Raw genomic sequence first — 15,598 nt, forward strand, 5'->3', positions numbered from 1 at the left:
CCCGCGAAATGCAGGTCGGTGCCCAACCAAGGTTAAAGAACGGGCAAACCCGCCTCCGAGCGCAGCGTCTCGGCGATCTCGTCCGCGAGGGCGGGGGAGGCCGCCACGATGCCGCTCCACCTGCGGGTGAGGTCGGTGTCGCACACGATCGGCCGGTCCCACACGTCGCGCACGGCGCCGCCCGCCGCCTCGGCCAGTACGACCGAGGCGGCGATGTCCACCAGGCGATGGGTGTCGCTGGCGGCGTCGGCGAAGGCGTCGGTGGAGCCGTCGGCGACCAGGGCCGCCTCCAGGCAGGAGGTGGACAGGATGCGGACCCGCCCGGCGCGTTCGGCGACCGCGCGCCACGCCCCGGCCGCGCCCGGCACGTCGAACCTGGGGCGCAGCAGCGAGACGGCCGCGCCGTCCAGCGCGGTGCGGCCCGAGGTGCGCAACCCGGTGGGCCGCCCCCGCGACGCCCACCAGGAGCGCCCGGTGTCCAGCCAGACGACCAGGCCCTCGGTGAACTCGCCGTCCACCGCGATGGCCCCGGCGAACGCGGTCAGCGGGACCCCGGCCGCGGCGTTGGCCGAACCGTCCAGCGGGTCCATCACCAGCGTGACCGGCGAACCCCGGTCGACGAACCCGGTCTCCTCGCTCAGCGCGTTGGCGGCGCTGCCCTCGATCGCCGCCAGGATGGCCGACTCCACCAGCACGTCGATCCGCATGGTGGGGGTGCCGTCCGCGCCGTCGGCCACGTACTCCGCCAGCTCCGCCCTGCCGTACCCGGCGCGGGCGTCGCGGTAGGCGATCAGCGCCGCCTCTGCCGCCGTGCGCAGCACCGGATGCGCCTCGGGTGTCACCACGACAGCTCCAGGGGCCTGGCCTCGGGGATGCGGTCGGCGGCGCAGTGCGACAGCCGTACCGTGGGCCAGCCACCGGCGACCGCGACCGCGACCAGGTCGGCGCGCGCGCCGGGCACCAGGGCGCCGCGGTCGGTCAGGCCCGCCACCCTGGCCGGGCCGGAGGTGACCAGCGCCACCGCCCGGTGCAGCGGCACCAGGCCGTCCGCGGCCAGCCGCATCGCCGCCGCCAGCATCGCCGAAGGCAGGTAGTCGCTGGACAGCGCGTCGGCCAGCCCGGCCGCGATCAGCTCCCTGGCGGCCACGTTGCCCGAGTGCGAGCCGCCGCGCAGCACGTTGGGCGCGCCCGCGACGATGTCCAGGCCAAGCTCGCGCGCGGCGCGGGCGGCCTCGACGGTCGTCGGGAACTCCGCCACCCGCACCCCCCGCTCGTGCGCGAGCGCGACCTCCTCGGCGGTCACCGGGTCGTGCGCGAGCACCCGGGCCCGGCCCGTCCTGGCCTGCTCGCTCAGCCAGTCGAGCGCGACCGGGCGGTGCCAGGCGCGGGTGTCGCGGTCGGCCACCAGGGCGTCCATCTTCGTCTGGGCCTGCTCGGCGGAGATCCCCTGGCTGCCCTCCAGCCACTTGCGGTAGTAGACGGGGTCGCGGTACTGCCCCTGGCCCGGCGTGTGGTCCTCATAGGACACCAGCGGCGGCACATCGAGGTCCAGCGCGGCCAGCCGGGGCCCCAGCGCGGCCAGCGCGGCGGGGTCGCGGGCGTCCAGCCGGAACAGGAACCGGTGGTCCACCATCGGGTCGCCGCCCGCCCGCCGCGCGACGGCCTCGGTGATCGCCACGGCCCGGTCCAGGTCGCGGCCCTTGCGCGGGGCGGTCTGGTACCCGATGCCGTGGTAGATCGTGGTGACCCCGGCGGCCCGCACCCGGCCCTCGAAGCTCGCCACCGCGAAGTCCACGTCGAACTCGGCGTTCGGGCGCGGGTTCAGCTCCTTCTCCAGGCCGTCGCTGTGGGTGTCCACCAGGCCGGGCAGCAGCAGCGCGCCGCGCAGGTCCACCGCCTCGGCGGGGACCGCGCCGGGACGCGCGGCGGTCACCTCGGTGATCACCCCGTCCTCGGCCGCGACCAGCGCGTCCTCGATCACCCGGTCCGGCAGTACGGCGGTCGCGTGCGCGAAGATATTGATCATCTGGCCACCTCCAGGGTGCCGTGGCGAAGGGTCTGCGAGGGATCGCCCTGGCGGACGATCAGCCCGCCCTCAAGGACCACCACGCGGGTGGCCAGCCGTTCGATCGCCTCAAGGTCGTGGAACACCGACAGCACGGCGGTGCCGCCGCCGCCCAGGTCGGCGATCATGCCGAGCACCGCCTCCCGGTTGACCGGGTCCAGTGCGGAGACCGGCTCGTCCAGCAGCAGCAGCCGGGGCGGGGAGATGGTCCCCGCGGCCAGGTTGACCCGCTGCTTCTGCCCGCCGGACAGCACGGTGGTGTGCATGGCCCACAGGCGTTCTTCGATGCCGAGCCTGCGCAGGGCCTCGGCGGCGGCGTCGCGGGCGGTGGTGGTGTCCATGCCCCGCCGTACTCCGGCGCGGGCCACCAGGTCGAGCACGCCGCGCCGGGGCTCCCCGCGCAGGAACTGCGAGACGTAGCCGATCTCCCGGCCGCGCAGGTCGGCGACCTCCGGGTCGGACAGCGCCACCAGGTCGACCACCGCGCCGGTGGCCGTGGTGAACCGGATCTCGCCGGAGCCGGGCACGTAGGTGCGGTACACGCAGCGCAGCAGCGAGGACTTGCCCGCGCCGGAGGACCCGGCCAGGGCGACGTGCTCGCCCGCGGAGACGTCCAGGTCCACGCCCGCCAGGGCGGGGACCTCGCGGCCGTCCACGGTGTGCAGGGTGAACGATTTGGTGAGGTTCCTGATGGAGAGCATGGGCCTCATCCCCTCGCGGCCGAGACGAGCCGCTGGCTGTAGGCGTCCTGCGGGTCTTCGAGCAACTGGTCGGTGAGACCGGCCTCCACGATCCGGCCGTGCTGCATGACCACGACCCTGCGGGTCAGCGCCTCGATGACGGCGAAGTCGTGCGACACGACCACGGCGGCCACGCCCAGTTCCTCCAGCAGGCCGCGCAGCAGGTCCAGGACCCCGGCCGCGACCGACGCGTCCAGGCCGGTGGTGGGCTCGTCCAGGAGCAGGATCGCGGGCCGGTTGGCCAGCGCCTTGGCGATCTGCACCCGCTGGCGCATGCCGCCGGAGAAGGTGTCCACCACGTGGTTCATCCGGGACAGCGGGACCTCGGTGCGCTCCAGCAGTTCCGCGGCCCGTGAGCTGATGTTCCCGAAGTGCCGCCAGCCCGCCGCGGTGAGCCGGTCGGCGATGTTGCCGCCCGCGCTGACCCGCAGGTCCAGCCCGGCGGCGGGGTCCTGGTACACCACGGAGATCGTGTTCACCCGCAGCGCGCGGCGGGCGGAGTCGTCCAGGGTGAGCAGGTTCGTGCCCGGCATCCCGGCGACGTGCACACTGCCCGCGGTGGCCCGCTCGTCCCCGGCGATGCAGCGCAGCACGGTGGACTTGCCCGAACCGCTCTCGCCCACCAGGCCCAGCGCCTCGCCGGGCTCCACCTCGAAGGACACGTCCCAGCAGGCGACCATCGCGCCGGTGGCGGGCGACAGGGCGGTGCCGTGCTCGGGGCCGGTGCCGGCCAGCGACGCCGGGCCGGGGTCTCCGTAGATCTTGCCGAGCCCCTCGACCTTCAGGGCGCTCATCGGTCCTCCTCCGTGCGGTTTCTGGCGCAGTGGTCGGTGTCGCTGCACACCCAGTGGACCGTTCCGTCCTGGGCGGGCTCCTCCACCAGGTAGGTGCCGGCCGAGCCGCAGTGGCGGCACGCGGCCCCCGGCGTGTGCTCGACCTCGAACGGCACGTCCTCGAAGGTCAGCGGCTCGACGAGGGTGTGCGGCGGTACGGCGTAGATGCGCTTCTCGCGTCCCGCGCCGAACAGGGTCAGGTGCGCCGAGTGGTCCAGCTTGGGCACGTCGAAGCGCGGGATCGGGGTGGGGGAGATCACATAGCGGCCGTTCACCAGGCAGGGGTAGCCGGCCGACCGGGTGACCACGCCGTTGCGCACGATGTCCTCGTACAGGCTGACCCACATCTCGGCGTAGTCGGCCTCGGCGTGCATCCGCCGCTGCTCGCGCATGTCCGACACCACGCCGCGCAGCGGCTCGGGCACCGGCACCTGAAGGACCAGCACCTGGTCCTCGGTCATCGGCGTCTCGGGGATGCGGTGCCGCGACTGCACGAGGGTGGCCTCGCGGGTGTCGGTGACCTCCTCGCAGCCGGCCTGCCCGCACACCAGCCTGCGCAGGTTGGCGGCGTTGACCCCGGCGTCCTCGCCCTGGTCGATGACCTTCAGCCGGTCCTCGGAGCCCACCAGGGCCAGCGTCACCTGCAGCCCGCCCGAGCCCCAGCCGCGGGCGACCGGCATCTCCCTGGAGCCGAACGGCACCTGGTAGCCGGGCACGGCGACGGCGGTCAGGACGGCCCTGCGGACCTCGCGCCGGGACAGCTCGTCGAAGATCCCGGTGGTCTCCGCGTCCCCGGCCAGGCCGCGCAGGGCCGTACCCGGGCGCAGGGTGGTGGTCATCGGGGGCCTCCATCGGCGGACGTGCCCCTGACCGCGCGCTTGCGGTCAAGGAGCGAGCGGAAGTCGACGTAGTGGGGGAGCTTCAGGTGTTCGAGGAAGCCGCACGCCTCGATCCCGTCGAGGGTGATCAGCACCCGCTGCTCCAGCTCGGTACGGCCGCCGTCGCGGTGGACCAGCAGGTCCAGCCCGGCCATGGCGATGGCCTTGCGCTCGTTGTGGCCGAAGCACAGGCCGTAGCCGAGGTCCAGCCGGCTGCGGTCCTCCTCGGGCCGGTCCAGGTCGTCGATGGTCTCGACCTCGGTGACCCGGATCTCGGTGACGGTGACCGGGCGGCCGGTGACGGGGTGGGCCACCTTGACCGGCAGCCAGCCGTGCCGGACCTCGCCGGGGATCTCGTGGCCGTGCTTGACGGTGCTGAAGGTGTAGGCGTACCAGAGGTTCACCAGCGCGCCGGTCTCGGCGCGGGCCAGCGCGGCCAGTACGGCCGAGCGGGGCGCTCCGGGCCGGGCGGGGGCACGGGTGATGTCGAACGGCTCTGGGTCCTCCCCGTCCGTACGCCGTTCCACGACCATGTCCATCTCGCGCAGCAGGCCGATCAGCCGCGGCGGGTGCTGAAGGTCCTGGTCCTCGGTGGTGACCGGCTCGTCCTCGACGTGCTCATGCCCATGACCGTGCCCATGGCCGTGCCCGTTGTGGCGGGCGGGCGGCGCCTCATCGGCCTCGTCGGCGTCCTCGGGCATCAGGTCCAGCAGCCGGCCCACGTAGTCGGTGGTGCGGCCCAGAAGCTGGCGGCCCGGCGGGTTCCGGAAGGCGGAGGAGATGCGCCGGATCACCCGCAGCTCGTCGGTGGAGGCCACCTCGGAGTAGGCGAGGCGGGGGATCGAGGAGCGGTGGGCGCGCAGCAACTGGGCGGCCTCCATCACGTCGCCCTCGGCCTGGCGCAGCGCCCGCGCGGCCAGCTCGGGCGACCACAGCCCGCCCTCGCCCATCACCCGGTCCACGGCGAGGCCCATCCGCTCGATGAGCTGGGCGAGGCCGAGCCGGTCGCTGCCGGCCTCCTCGCCGCTGCGCCGTACCAGCCGCTCGGCGGCGAGAATCGCCTCGGTGCCGCCGCGCGCGTTGGAAAATCCCATCAGCCCTCTCCTTCCAGCGTGATCCGCGTGCTGCGCGGCAGTCCGGCCACCGCGCCGTCCGGCGCGACCAGGAAGGTGTCGATCCCGGCGGGGAAACCGGCGTTGGCCGCGGCCAGCGCCCTGGCGGCGTCCGCGCCGAAGCCGCGCACCGCCAGTACGGCCCGCCCGTCGATCCCGGGTCCTTCCAGCGTCAGCACCGTGTCGCCCGGCGCGGCCTGCGCGCCGGGGAGCAGCGCGTCCACCGCCTGTACCAGGCGCGCGCCCAGCTCGGGGTGCAGCGCGTCGCCGCGCGGCAGCGCGCCGATCTCGGCGGGGGTGAGCGGGCGCAGCGCCAGTACCAGGCGGGCCGCCTCCGGCTCGGCGGCGGGCGCGCCGGTCGCCACCCGCAGCGCTCGGGCCCACTCCTGGCCTCCGTCGCCGGGCAGTACGGCCAGCGGGACCTCCACGTCCGCCAGCCCGGCCACCGGGATGGTCGCGGCGGGCGTCCCCGGGGTCACCGCGAGGCGGCCGATCCGCCCCGGCCGGGACAGCACGTCCAGCAGCACCCGGAAGTCCCGCTGGGAGGCGCGCGGGTCGCGCCGCACCCCCCGGACGTCCGCCGTGCTCGTGCTCATGCTCGCGGTCATGGCAGTTCCTCGAAGGTCACCAGGGTCGGGGCGATCCGGGCCCATTCCTCGTCGATCTCGCGCCGCCTGCGCAGTTCGACGGCCGCGCACAGGTCCTCCACTTCGGCCGACTCCGGCAGCCCGGCGGCGCAGACGGCGTCCAGGAGGGCGGCGGCCAGCGCGGCGATGCGGTCGTCGTCGCCGCGCATCGACCAGCCGGCGACTCCTCCGACCTCGGCTCCGCAGCGGGTCACCAGGACCTCCCCGAGGTAGAAGCGCTCCTCGGCGATGGGCTCGCGTACCTGGACCATCACCATCCCCACCTCGGGCGGGACCAGAACGGCGGGTTCGCCGAGCGCGCCCTGGGCGAGCAGGCGTTCGGCCAGCGGGACGAGTTCGCCGCGGGTGGCCGCGGACAGCAGTTCGGCGCGGCGCTCGGTCGTGAGCTTCGCGGTCACGGTGTTCGTTCCTCCATCTCGAAGCTGATGTTGAGCACGTCCGCGCGCATGTACGTGCGGGCGCTCTCGATGGGCGTGCCGTGCGAGGTGCGGTTGACGCTCTCGGCCAGCCAGGTCGGCGTCCGGTCCACGGTGAGGTGGTCGGCGATCGCCTGTGGCGGGCTGGCCAGGCTGATCCGGTAGCGCAGCCGCTGCACGGCGATGCCGTAGCGCCTGCGCAGCGCGGTGGCCAGGGACGGCTCACCGGTCAGCGCGGCGTCCAGGCCGGGCAGCGCGCGGTGCGGGAGCACGCTGGTCGCGTACGCCGCCACCTCGCCGTTCACGGTGAAGACGCGCTCCACCGACCACACGGCGCTGGCCGCGGGCAGGGCGAGCTGGCGGCACTCCTGCTCCACGGCCCGCCGTACGGTGACCGAGATCAGCCGCACCCCCGGCACGCCGCCCGCGCGGCGCAGCGTCTCGCTGAACGAGGGCGGCCAGGAGGGGCTGATGACGTAGTCCAGCCGGCCCCTCCGGAACGTTCCACGGCCTTGCACCCGATGCACCAGCAGGCGGCGTTCCAGCTCCTGCAGCGCCGCCCGGGCGGTGGGCCGGCTGACGCCGAACCTGCTGGCCAGGGCGTGCTCGCTCGGGACCCGTGAGCCCACGGGCACGTGCTGCAGTTCTGACTCCAGCTCTTCTGCCATCTCCAAATAGCGGTGGGAGCTTGTCATGACAAGCAGACTGTCCGCCGATGGTGAACCGGAGGGGCCCGGCGGGTGAATCGGCACCTGCCGGGCGGTCACCGTCACCGCAACGCCCCGCGCAGCGACGCCGACACCAGCTCCACGACCAGCACGATCGCGAAGATCGGCAGCACGATCGCGGTCACCACGTCATAGTCCAGCGAGCGGATGTGCCTGCTGAGCGCGAAGCCGATCTCGCCCGCGCCCACGATGCCGAGCACCAGGAAGGAGCGCAGGTTGACGTCCAGGGCGTACAGGGAGTGGCCGGTCAGGCGCGGGGTGAGCTGGCCGAGGACGGTGTACAGGAGCTCCTGCACCCGGCTCGCCCCCGTCGAGAGGATCGCCTCCTTGGGGCCGGGCCGGATCTCCTCGGCGGTGTCGGCGACCAGCTTGCCCACGAACGACGCCGTGAACAGGGCGAGCGCGCAGGTGCCCGCCACCGCGCCCTCGGCGATCCCGAAGGCGGCCACGAACAGCAGCACCAGCAGCAGGTCCGGGATCGAGCGCAGGAAGGCCAGCGCGGCGCGGGCCACCGCGCGGACCGCCGGATGCGGCGCCACGGTACGCGCGGCCAGCAGGCCCAGCACCAGCCCGCCGAGCACGCCCAGGAACGTCGCGGCCATCGCGATGGCGCAGACCTCCGCCAGGCCGGGGCCGAGGATGTCCAGCACCGGCGCGAAGTCCGGCGGGAAGAACTCGGTGAGCGCCTGGAGCGAGCCCGCGACCGCGGCCGGGACCGCGCCGGGCGTCGCCCCCGAGCGCCAGAAGGCCACCGCCGCGACGATCAGCCCGCCCCAGGCCGCGACGTGCGTGACGGTGCGCCCGGCCGTCCACGGCACCCGCGTGCCGCGGACCGGCGGCAGCCCGCTCGCCCGGCCGCCGCCGAGCAGCAGCGCGCGCAGCCCCAGCGAGACCGCCTCGACCAGGAACACCACCGCCACCACGACGCAGGAGATGCCGAGCGCCTCCCGGTAGTCGGTGAACCCGAACGCGGTGCGCAGGTCCATCCCGATCCCGCCCGCGCCGACCGCGCCGAGCAGCACCGAGGCGCGGAAGTTGATGTCGATCCGGTACAGCGTGACCGCCACCATGGACGGCACCGCCTGCGGGAAGACCCCGGCGAGCAGCCGCCGTACCGGCCCGGCCCCGGTGGCCGCCACCGCCTCGCCGATCCCGTCGTCGGCCGCCTCGACCGCCTCGGTGAACAGCTTGCCCAGCATGCCGATGGAGTGCAGGCCGAGGGCGAGCACGCCGGGCAGCGGGCCGATGCCGAGCGCCGCGACGAAGAAGATGGCGAACACGATGTCGGGGATCGCCCGGCAGCCGACGATCAGCGCGAGCGCCAGGGACCGCACGGCCGGGCCGGGCGTGGTGTTGCGCGCCGCCAGTACGGCCAGCACCGCCGCCGCGGCGACCGCGAGCGCCGTGCCCGCGATCGTCATCGACAGGGTGTCCAGGACGTGGGCGAAGGTCGTCGCGGGGGCGGCCAGCGTGGGCGTCCAGGCCCGCGCGAGCAGCGCCCCCATCGCGTCGCCGCCCTCGGCCAGGGCGGCGAGGCCGATCCCGACGTGCCGCACCGCGAGCACGCCGAGCAGGACGAACACGACGGGGTACGCCCACGCGGCGATCCTGCGCGCGCTCGGCGGCGGCGTCAGCGGGACCGGGGCCGCGCGGGCGGCCGAACCATGCGTCATGCGCCCGCGCCCACGGCGACCGGCGCCGCCGGCACGTACACCCGCCGCAGCCGTTCCTGGTCCAGCGCGGCGGTCGGCTGGTCGAGCACCACACGGCCGTCGCGCAGGCCGACGACCCTGCGGGTCCAGGCCAGCGCTAGGTCGATCTGGTGCAGGCTGCACACCACGGTGAGCCGGTCCTCCAGGCAGATCCGGAACAGCAGGTCCATCACCTGGGCGGCGGACTCGGGGTCCAGCGAGGCCACCGGCTCGTCGGCGAGCACGAGTTCCGGGCGCTGCATGAGCATCCTGGCGATGGCCACCCGCTGCTGCTGTCCGCCGGACAGGCTGTCGGCGCGCTGGTAGGCCCGGTCGGCGAGGCCGACCCGGTCCAGGTGCTCGATGGCCGCGGCGCGGTCGGCCTTGGGCCAGGTGACGATGCCGTACCGGGGCAGCGGGTCGCGGCCGAGCGCGCCGGTCAGCACGTTCTCCAGCACGGTGAGCCGCCCGATCAGGTTGAACTGCTGGAAGACCATGCCGACCCGGCGGCGCAGCGCGCGCAGGCCGCGCCCGCGCGCGGTGGCGAGGTCCACCCCGAGCACGCGGACGCTCCCGGAGTCCGGCCGGGCGAGCCCGTTGAGGTGGCGCAGCAGGGTGGACTTGCCCGAGCCCGAGGGCCCGACCAGGGCGACCAGTTCGCCCGCGTTCACGGTCAGGGCGACGCCGTCGCAGGCGCGCGTCTCGCCGTACGTCTTGACCAGCGAGTCGATCTCCACGATGTGGTTCATGTCGTGGTTCATGTCGCTACGCCTCCGAGCACTTGTCATGCTTGGTGGCCGCGCAGACCTTGCGGATCGGGTCGAAGGTGGCGTCGTTCACCGAGCCGAAGCCCCACACCTCGCCGTCGGAGGTGACCTTGCAGGTGTTCGGGTCGGCGCAGATGCCGAGCGCGACCAGGCGGTCCTTGTTGGCGTCCTTGACGAAGGTGTCGGCCAGCTTGGTCTTGATGTCGGCGGGCAGCGCGTCGCTGATCGCGATCGGGGAGTTGGGGATGGGCTCGGACTTCCAGATGACCTTCACGTCGCCCTGCTTGATCTTGCCCTTCTCCACCAGCAGCTTGTCCACCATCTGGTCGTAGGCGAAGCCCGCGTCGCAGGTGCCCGCGGTCACGGAGGTGACGCTGTTGTCGTGGCCGCCCGCCATCACGGGGGAGACGCCGGTCTTGGGGTCGATGCCCGCGCCCACCAGCGCGGCGGCCGGGAACAGGTAGCCCGAGGTGGAGCCGGGGTCCACGAAGCACACCTTCTTGCCCTTGAGCCCGGCCAGGTCGCCGATCGGGCTGCCGGACTTGACGACCGCGTAGCTCACGTAGGTGGGCGGCAGCCCCTCGGTGACCGTGGACGCGATCGGGGAGATCTTGGCGCCGTTGTTCCTGGCGAGCACGTACGAGAGCGGGCCGAACTCCGCGATGTCGATCTTGCCGGAGACGGTGCCCTCGATGACCGCGTTGTAGTCGGTGGAGCGGACGAACTTCACCTTCCTGCCGGTGTTCTTCTCGATCAGCTTGATGACGTTGCCGTAGTCCACGACCGGGTCGGCGTTCTGCTCTGCGGGGATCGCGGCGAACGTCAGCTCCTCGCCGCTCTCGGCCCCTGCGGTGGACGAGGAGCAGGCGGACAGGGCGGCGGCGACGGCGACACCCAGTGACGCGGCGCACAGCGCGCGACGTGACATGATCAGGCTCCGATACGTGCTCGGTGTACTTTGCGGGGGTTTGGTGATGGTTGTCAGCTTTTGTCGTTTTGGCTGACTACAACCGTGCAGGCGTAAGTGGAGGGGACCTTCAGGGGAAGCTGACGCCGCATGAACGGGCGGGTTAAATCCTGGTGACGGCCCCTATAGGACAGGATCTGGCCGCTTTCCGAATACCCCTGGGGTGCCCTAAACCCTGGGGTGGTTCTGGTCAGCCGTAACCGGGGAGGCTAGCCTCGACTTTCGTCATCGGGGCTTCAAGCGACGCCCGCGTCCTGGCAAAGCGCAGGTGGACGCTCGAAGAGAGAGCAGCACAAGGGGATGGAACTCATGCCACAGCACCCGCCACTGGCACCGGCGTGGCCGCCGAACCGATTCGAGGTGCGCTGGGAGCTTCCCGGCGGCGGGGTGGAGAGCGACGGCTACCACTTCGCCGACTGGGCGCGTGAGGCCGCCCGCCGCGCGTACGGCCGCGGCATGGCGCGCAACGTGCACGTCGTCCGGCTCGACGACGGCGTCGTGGTCTTCGACCCGAGCAACGAGGTCGAACTCCCGGTCGAGGAGTGGTGAGACGGTAGTCGACCGGTGAGGTCGAAGAGCAGCCAGGGGTAGCGACTCCTTCCCTCCGCGTGCGGGGGACGGGCCGGCCACGGGGGTACATCGCCTTCGTCGCCCGCCGTCCGGCCGCCGAATGGAGAGCAAGCGCCCATGCCGCCCTGGTCCGCCGAACTCGCGGGTCGCCTCGACCACCACGTCATCGCCAGCGAGCTGCTGCGCGGCAACCCGCTCGGTGACCCGCACCGCAGACCGCTGCTCGTCTACGTGCCGCCCGGCTACGACGACGAGCCGCGGCGGCGCTACCCGGTCGTCTACGTCACCCAGGGTTACACGGGCCAGGTCGGCATGTGGCTGAACCGCGTGCCGTTCCGCCCGTCCTACCCCGAGCTGGCCGACGCCGTGTTCGCCGAAAAGCGGGCCCCGCCCGCGATCGTCGTCTACCTCGACGCGTGGACCTCCTACGGCGGCAGCCAGTACCTCGACTCGCCCGCCACCGGGCGCTACCACTCCTACCTGTGCGACGAGATCGTGCCGTGGGTGGACGCCGGGTACCGCACCCTGGCGAGCCGCGACCACCGGGCGATCACCGGCAAGTCCAGCGGCGGCTACGCGGCCATGGTCACCCCCATGCTGCGCCCCGACCTGTTCGGCGCCTTCGCCACCCACGCGGGCGACGCGCTCTTCGAGGTCGCCTACCGGCCCGCGTTCCCGGCCCGTGCCCGGCTGCTGCGCGACCTGCACGGCGGCTCCTACGCCGCGTTCCTGGCCGACTTCAGGAGCAGGATCGCCGGCACCAGGCCCGGCGACCTGGAGCTGATGGAGGTCTACGCCTACGCGGCGGCCTACTCCGCCGACGCCGACGGCACCGTGCGCGTCCCCTTCGACGACACCGGCGCGGTCGTGCCCGCCGTGTGGGAGCGCTGGCTGGCCCGCGACCCGGTGCTGATGGCCGCCCGGCCCGGCCACGCCGAGGCGCTGCGGTCGATGCGCGCGCTCTGGATCGACGCGGGCACCGGCGACGAGTACCACCTCGACTTCGGCGCGGTGGCCTTCCGCCGCGCCGTGCAGGCCGCCGGCGTGCCCGGCGAACGCGTTCACTTCGAGCTGTTCGACGCCGGGCACGCCGGCATCGAGTACCGCTACCCGCTCGCCCTGGCCTGGCTGTGCGAACGCCTCGCCGCCTGATCAGTCCCCCCGCGAAGGAGACCCGCATGCATGATGACCGCCTTCTCGCCGAGGCGCGTTTGGACCGCGTGCTGCGCGAACGCGTCCGCCCGGCGGTGTACCGGCGCGCCGTCCCGCTCGACGTCCAGGTATGGCACGCTCCAGGCGAGCCGGTCCCCTTCGAGCACGCCATCGGGCAGGAGTACCGCCCGGCGCGGATCGGCGAGGTGTGGGGCCCGCCCTGGGGCACGAGCTGGTTCCGCCTGTCGGGCCGGGTGCCGCGGGAGTGGGCGGGGGAGACGGTCGAGGCGGTCATCGACATCGGCTTCGTCATCGATCGCACCGGGTTCCTGTGCGAGGCGCTGGCCTACACCGCCGACGGCCGCCCGGTGAAGGGCGTCAACCCGCGCAACGCCTGGCTGCCGGTGGCCGCCTCCGCCGCGGGCGGCGAGGAGGTCTTCTTCTGGGTCGAGGCGGCGGCCAACCCGATCATCTATCCGATCGGCGTGCCGACGCCGCTCGGCGACAAGGAGACCGCGGGCACCGCCCCGCTCTACCGGCTGCTGCGGATGGACCTCGCGGTCCTCGACCGCGAGGTGTGGGAGCTGGTCCAGGACATGGAGGTGCTGGAGCAGCTCATGTACCGGCTCGGCGAGAAGGAGCCGCGCCGCCACGAGATCCTGCGCGCCCTGGAGCGCGCGCTCGACGTCCTGGACCCGCTCGACGTGGGGCCCACGGCCGCCGCCGCCCGCGAGTGCCTGACCGGCGTGCTGGCCGCCCCCGCCCACGCCGCCGCGCACCGGATCTCCGCCGTCGGGCACGCCCACATCGACTCGGCCTGGCTGTGGCCGGTACGCGAGACCGTCCGCAAGGTCGCCAGGACCGCGGCCAACGTCACCCACCTGATGGAGATCGAGCCCGGCTTCCGCTTCGCCATGTCGCAGGCCCAGCAACTCGCCTGGATCAAGGAGAGCCACCCCGCCGTCTACGAACGCGTCAAACGGTTCGTCGCCACCGGGCAGTTCGTCCCGACCGGCGGCATGTGGGTGGAACCCGACACCAACATGCCCGGCGGCGAGGCGCTGGCCCGCCACTTCGTGCACGGCAAGCGGTTCTACGCCGAGGAGTTCGGCATCGAGACCGTGGACGTGTGGCTGCCCGACTCCTTCGGCTACTCGGCGGCGCTCCCGCAGCTCATCAAGCTGTCCGGGTCGCAGTGGTTCCTCACCCAGAAGATGTCCTGGAACCAGACCAACCGGTTCCCGCACCACACCTTCTGGTGGGAGGGCATCGACGGCACGCGGATCTTCACCCACTTCCCGCCGGTGGACACCTACAACGCCGAGCTGTCCGGCGACGAGCTGGCCCGCGCCTCCGACAACTACGCCGAAAAGGGCCGCGGCACCCGATCGCTGGTGCCGTTCGGCTGGGGGGACGGGGGCGGCGGGCCGACCAGGGAGATGGTGGCGCGCGCCCGCCGTACGGCGGACCTCGCGGGCTCCCCGCGGGTGCGCATGGAGACGCCGGTGGAGTTCTTCGAGGCGGCGGCTGCCGAATACCCCGACCCGCCGGTGTGGGTCGGCGAACTGTACCTTGAGCTGCACCGCGGCACCTACACCAGCCAGGCCCGCACCAAGCAGGGCAACCGGCGCAGCGAGCACCTGCTGCGCGAGGCCGAGCTGTGGTCGGCCACCGCCGCCGTCGCCGGGCTCGCCGGCTACCCCTACGACGAGCTGGACCGGCTCTGGAAGCGGGTGCTGCTCAACCAGTTCCACGACATCCTGCCGGGCAGCTCGATCGCCTGGGTGCACCGCGAGGCGGAGGCGGCCTACGCCGAGATCGGCGCCGAGCTGGAGGAGATCATCCGGCAGGCGCAGCGGGCGCTGGCGGGCCGCGGCGGGCGGCCCGTGGTGTTCAACGGCTCGCCGTACGCCCGGGGCGGGGTGCCCGCGTTCGGCGCCACCCGCGACCCCGAGACCGAGGCGAGCACGACCGTCATGACCATCGCGGGCGGCGAGTTCGTCATGGACAACGGGCTGCTGCGGGTCACCGTGGACGGCGACGGGCTGATCACCTCGCTGCGCGACCTCACCGCCGACCGCGAGGTGCTGCCCCCCGGCGTCCGGGGCAACCTGCTCCAGCTCCACAAGGACCTGCCCATCAGCTGGGACGCCTGGGACGTGGAGGGCTACTACCGCAACACGGTGACCGACCTGGTGGAGGCCGAGGAGGTCGCCCCCGACGACGCCACCGCCGTGCGCGTCGTACGCGCCTTCGGCTCCTCCCGGGTGCGCCAGACGCTGCGCCTGCTGCCCGGCGCGCGCCGCCTCGACATCGAGACCGAGGTCGACTGGCGGGAGCGCGAACGCATCCTGAAGGCGGCCTTCCCGATCGACGTGCGGGCCGACCGCTCGGCCGCGGAGATCCAGTACGGCCACGTCTACCGGCCCGCGCACGCCAACACCTCCTGGGACGCCGCCAAGTTCGAGATCTGCGCGCACCGCTGGCTGCACGTCGGCGAGCCGGGCTACGGCGTCGCCGTCGTCAACGACTCCACCTACGGCCACGACGTCACCCGCCCGCCCAGGCAGGGCGGCGGCACCGGCACCACCGTGCGGCTCTCACTGCTGCGCGCCCCCCGCTTCCCCGATCCGCAGACCGACCAGGGCGTGCACCGGTTCCGGTACGCGATCGTGCCCGGCGCGGCCATCGCCGACGCGGTGCGCGAGGGCTACGACCTCAACCTCCCGCCGCGTACCGTGCGGGGGGCACACGGCGTGCGCCCGCTGGTGACCCTGGACGGCGAGGGCGTGGTCGTGGAGGCGGTCAAGCTCGCCGACGACCGCTCAGGCGACCTGGTGGTGCGGCTGTACGAGTGCCTGGGCGGGCGCGCGGCGGTACGGCTGCGCTGCGCCGTGCCGGTGGCCGAGACGATCGAGACCGACCTGCTCGAACGGCCGCTCGCGGGCGGTCGCCGCCCGGCCGGGCCGGACGAGGAACTGCGGCTGCGGCCGTTCGAGATCGTCACGCTACGGCTGCGGCGGGCGTGATCG

The 15,598-nt window shown here is 73.5% G+C and carries 15 protein-coding genes; 3 read left to right on the forward strand and 12 right to left on the reverse strand.

From position 1 onward, the window contains the following. Positions 1-32: 32 nt before the first annotated feature. The 12 genes from DP939_RS15180 to DP939_RS15230 form a co-directional block, all read right to left on the reverse strand. Complete coding sequence (locus DP939_RS15180) at positions 33-845, reverse strand: inositol monophosphatase family protein (RefSeq protein WP_113981337.1); 813 nt, start codon at positions 843-845, stop codon at positions 33-35. After that, the gene (locus DP939_RS15185; protein ID WP_113981338.1) at positions 839-2,026 is read right to left on the reverse strand and encodes an alpha-D-ribose 1-methylphosphonate 5-triphosphate diphosphatase; all 1,188 of its coding nucleotides are present in this window, start codon (positions 2,024-2,026) and stop codon (positions 839-841) included. Before DP939_RS15185 ends, DP939_RS15180 begins: the two co-directional genes overlap by 7 nt. Further along, positions 2,023-2,766: a phosphonate C-P lyase system protein PhnL gene (locus tag DP939_RS15190; protein ID WP_199565182.1), complete on the reverse strand. Its 744-nt coding sequence runs from the start codon at positions 2,764-2,766 to the stop codon at positions 2,023-2,025. The genes DP939_RS15185 and DP939_RS15190 overlap by 4 nt, the downstream gene beginning before the upstream one ends. Positions 2,767-2,771: 5 nt before the next feature. Further along, positions 2,772-3,599 (reverse strand): ATP-binding cassette domain-containing protein, encoded by an 828-nt coding sequence (locus tag DP939_RS45425; RefSeq protein ID WP_147268000.1) that lies wholly within the window; start codon positions 3,597-3,599, stop codon positions 2,772-2,774. Next, on the reverse strand, positions 3,596-4,477 hold the full coding sequence (locus DP939_RS45430) for an alpha-D-ribose 1-methylphosphonate 5-phosphate C-P-lyase PhnJ (protein ID WP_147268001.1): 882 nt from the start codon (positions 4,475-4,477) through the stop codon (positions 3,596-3,598). The genes DP939_RS45425 and DP939_RS45430 overlap by 4 nt, the downstream gene beginning before the upstream one ends. Continuing rightward, positions 4,474-5,610 carry a carbon-phosphorus lyase complex subunit PhnI gene (locus DP939_RS15200; RefSeq protein ID WP_113981340.1) on the reverse strand — a complete coding sequence of 379 codons (1,137 nt, stop codon included), beginning with the start codon at positions 5,608-5,610 and terminating at the stop codon, positions 4,474-4,476. Before DP939_RS15200 ends, DP939_RS45430 begins: the two co-directional genes overlap by 4 nt. Beyond that, the gene (gene phnH / locus DP939_RS15205) at positions 5,610-6,236 is read right to left on the reverse strand and encodes a phosphonate C-P lyase system protein PhnH (protein WP_158578583.1); all 627 of its coding nucleotides are present in this window, start codon (positions 6,234-6,236) and stop codon (positions 5,610-5,612) included. Before phnH ends, DP939_RS15200 begins: the two co-directional genes overlap by 1 nt. Continuing rightward, a complete protein-coding gene (locus tag DP939_RS15210) occupies positions 6,233-6,673 on the reverse strand; it encodes a phosphonate C-P lyase system protein PhnG (protein ID WP_113981342.1) in 441 nt (146 codons plus the stop codon). The genes phnH and DP939_RS15210 overlap by 4 nt, the downstream gene beginning before the upstream one ends. Then, positions 6,670-7,386 (reverse strand): GntR family transcriptional regulator, encoded by a 717-nt coding sequence (locus tag DP939_RS15215; protein ID WP_113981343.1) that lies wholly within the window; start codon positions 7,384-7,386, stop codon positions 6,670-6,672. The genes DP939_RS15210 and DP939_RS15215 overlap by 4 nt, the downstream gene beginning before the upstream one ends. Before the next feature lie 74 nt (positions 7,387-7,460). Then, positions 7,461-9,092 (reverse strand): phosphonate ABC transporter, permease protein PhnE, encoded by a 1,632-nt coding sequence (gene phnE / locus DP939_RS15220; protein WP_113981344.1) that lies wholly within the window; start codon positions 9,090-9,092, stop codon positions 7,461-7,463. Then, positions 9,089-9,871 carry a phosphonate ABC transporter ATP-binding protein gene (gene phnC / locus DP939_RS15225; protein WP_199565183.1) on the reverse strand — a complete coding sequence of 261 codons (783 nt, stop codon included), beginning with the start codon at positions 9,869-9,871 and terminating at the stop codon, positions 9,089-9,091. Before phnC ends, phnE begins: the two co-directional genes overlap by 4 nt. Before the next feature lie 4 nt (positions 9,872-9,875). Next, positions 9,876-10,805, reverse strand: coding sequence for a phosphate/phosphite/phosphonate ABC transporter substrate-binding protein (locus DP939_RS15230; RefSeq protein WP_113981345.1), 930 nt, complete (start codon positions 10,803-10,805; stop codon positions 9,876-9,878). A 348-nt stretch (positions 10,806-11,153) separates the two neighbouring features. Here DP939_RS15230 and DP939_RS15235 point away from each other — a divergent pair, with 348 nt between their 5' ends. The 3 genes from DP939_RS15235 to DP939_RS15245 all read left to right on the forward strand — a co-directional run bounded on the left by DP939_RS15235 (position 11,154) and on the right by DP939_RS15245 (position 15,595). Next, positions 11,154-11,393 carry a hypothetical protein gene (locus DP939_RS15235; protein ID WP_147268002.1) on the forward strand — a complete coding sequence of 80 codons (240 nt, stop codon included), beginning with the start codon at positions 11,154-11,156 and terminating at the stop codon, positions 11,391-11,393. A 138-nt stretch (positions 11,394-11,531) separates the two neighbouring features. Then, positions 11,532-12,566, forward strand: coding sequence for an alpha/beta hydrolase (locus tag DP939_RS15240; RefSeq protein ID WP_113981347.1), 1,035 nt, complete (start codon positions 11,532-11,534; stop codon positions 12,564-12,566). 26 nt (positions 12,567-12,592) lie between these two features. Beyond that, on the forward strand, positions 12,593-15,595 hold the full coding sequence (locus tag DP939_RS15245; RefSeq protein ID WP_113981348.1) for an alpha-mannosidase: 3,003 nt from the start codon (positions 12,593-12,595) through the stop codon (positions 15,593-15,595). Positions 15,596-15,598: the final 3 nt, after the last annotated feature.

Origin of the sequence: Spongiactinospora rosea (assembly GCF_003315795.1) — a bacterium.
Classification (GTDB): Bacteria; Actinomycetota; Actinomycetes; order Streptosporangiales; family Streptosporangiaceae; genus Spongiactinospora; species Spongiactinospora rosea.

What these genes read in the sequence shown, in the direction of transcription:
- DP939_RS15190 (WP_199565182.1), bottom strand. Translation starts at nt 2,766, where the DNA reads ATGCTCTCCATCAGGAACCTCACCAAATCGTTCACCCTGCACACCGTG.
- DP939_RS15245 (WP_113981348.1), top strand. Translation starts at nt 12,593, where the DNA reads ATGCATGATGACCGCCTTCTCGCCGAGGCGCGTTTGGACCGCGTGCTG.
- phnC (WP_199565183.1), bottom strand. Translation starts at nt 9,871, where the DNA reads ATGAACCACGACATGAACCACATCGTGGAGATCGACTCGCTGGTCAAG.
- DP939_RS15240 (WP_113981347.1), top strand. Translation starts at nt 11,532, where the DNA reads ATGCCGCCCTGGTCCGCCGAACTCGCGGGTCGCCTCGACCACCACGTC.
- DP939_RS15230 (WP_113981345.1), bottom strand. Translation starts at nt 10,805, where the DNA reads ATGTCACGTCGCGCGCTGTGCGCCGCGTCACTGGGTGTCGCCGTCGCC.
- DP939_RS15235 (WP_147268002.1), top strand. Translation starts at nt 11,154, where the DNA reads ATGCCACAGCACCCGCCACTGGCACCGGCGTGGCCGCCGAACCGATTC.
- DP939_RS15185 (WP_113981338.1), bottom strand. Translation starts at nt 2,026, where the DNA reads ATGATCAATATCTTCGCGCACGCGACCGCCGTACTGCCGGACCGGGTG.
- DP939_RS15200 (WP_113981340.1), bottom strand. Translation starts at nt 5,610, where the DNA reads ATGGGATTTTCCAACGCGCGCGGCGGCACCGAGGCGATTCTCGCCGCC.
- phnH (WP_158578583.1), bottom strand. Translation starts at nt 6,236, where the DNA reads ATGACCGCGAGCATGAGCACGAGCACGGCGGACGTCCGGGGGGTGCGG.
- DP939_RS15215 (WP_113981343.1), bottom strand. Translation starts at nt 7,386, where the DNA reads ATGACAAGCTCCCACCGCTATTTGGAGATGGCAGAAGAGCTGGAGTCA.
- DP939_RS45430 (WP_147268001.1), bottom strand. Translation starts at nt 4,477, where the DNA reads ATGACCACCACCCTGCGCCCGGGTACGGCCCTGCGCGGCCTGGCCGGG.
- DP939_RS45425 (WP_147268000.1), bottom strand. Translation starts at nt 3,599, where the DNA reads ATGAGCGCCCTGAAGGTCGAGGGGCTCGGCAAGATCTACGGAGACCCC.
- phnE (WP_113981344.1), bottom strand. Translation starts at nt 9,092, where the DNA reads ATGACGCATGGTTCGGCCGCCCGCGCGGCCCCGGTCCCGCTGACGCCG.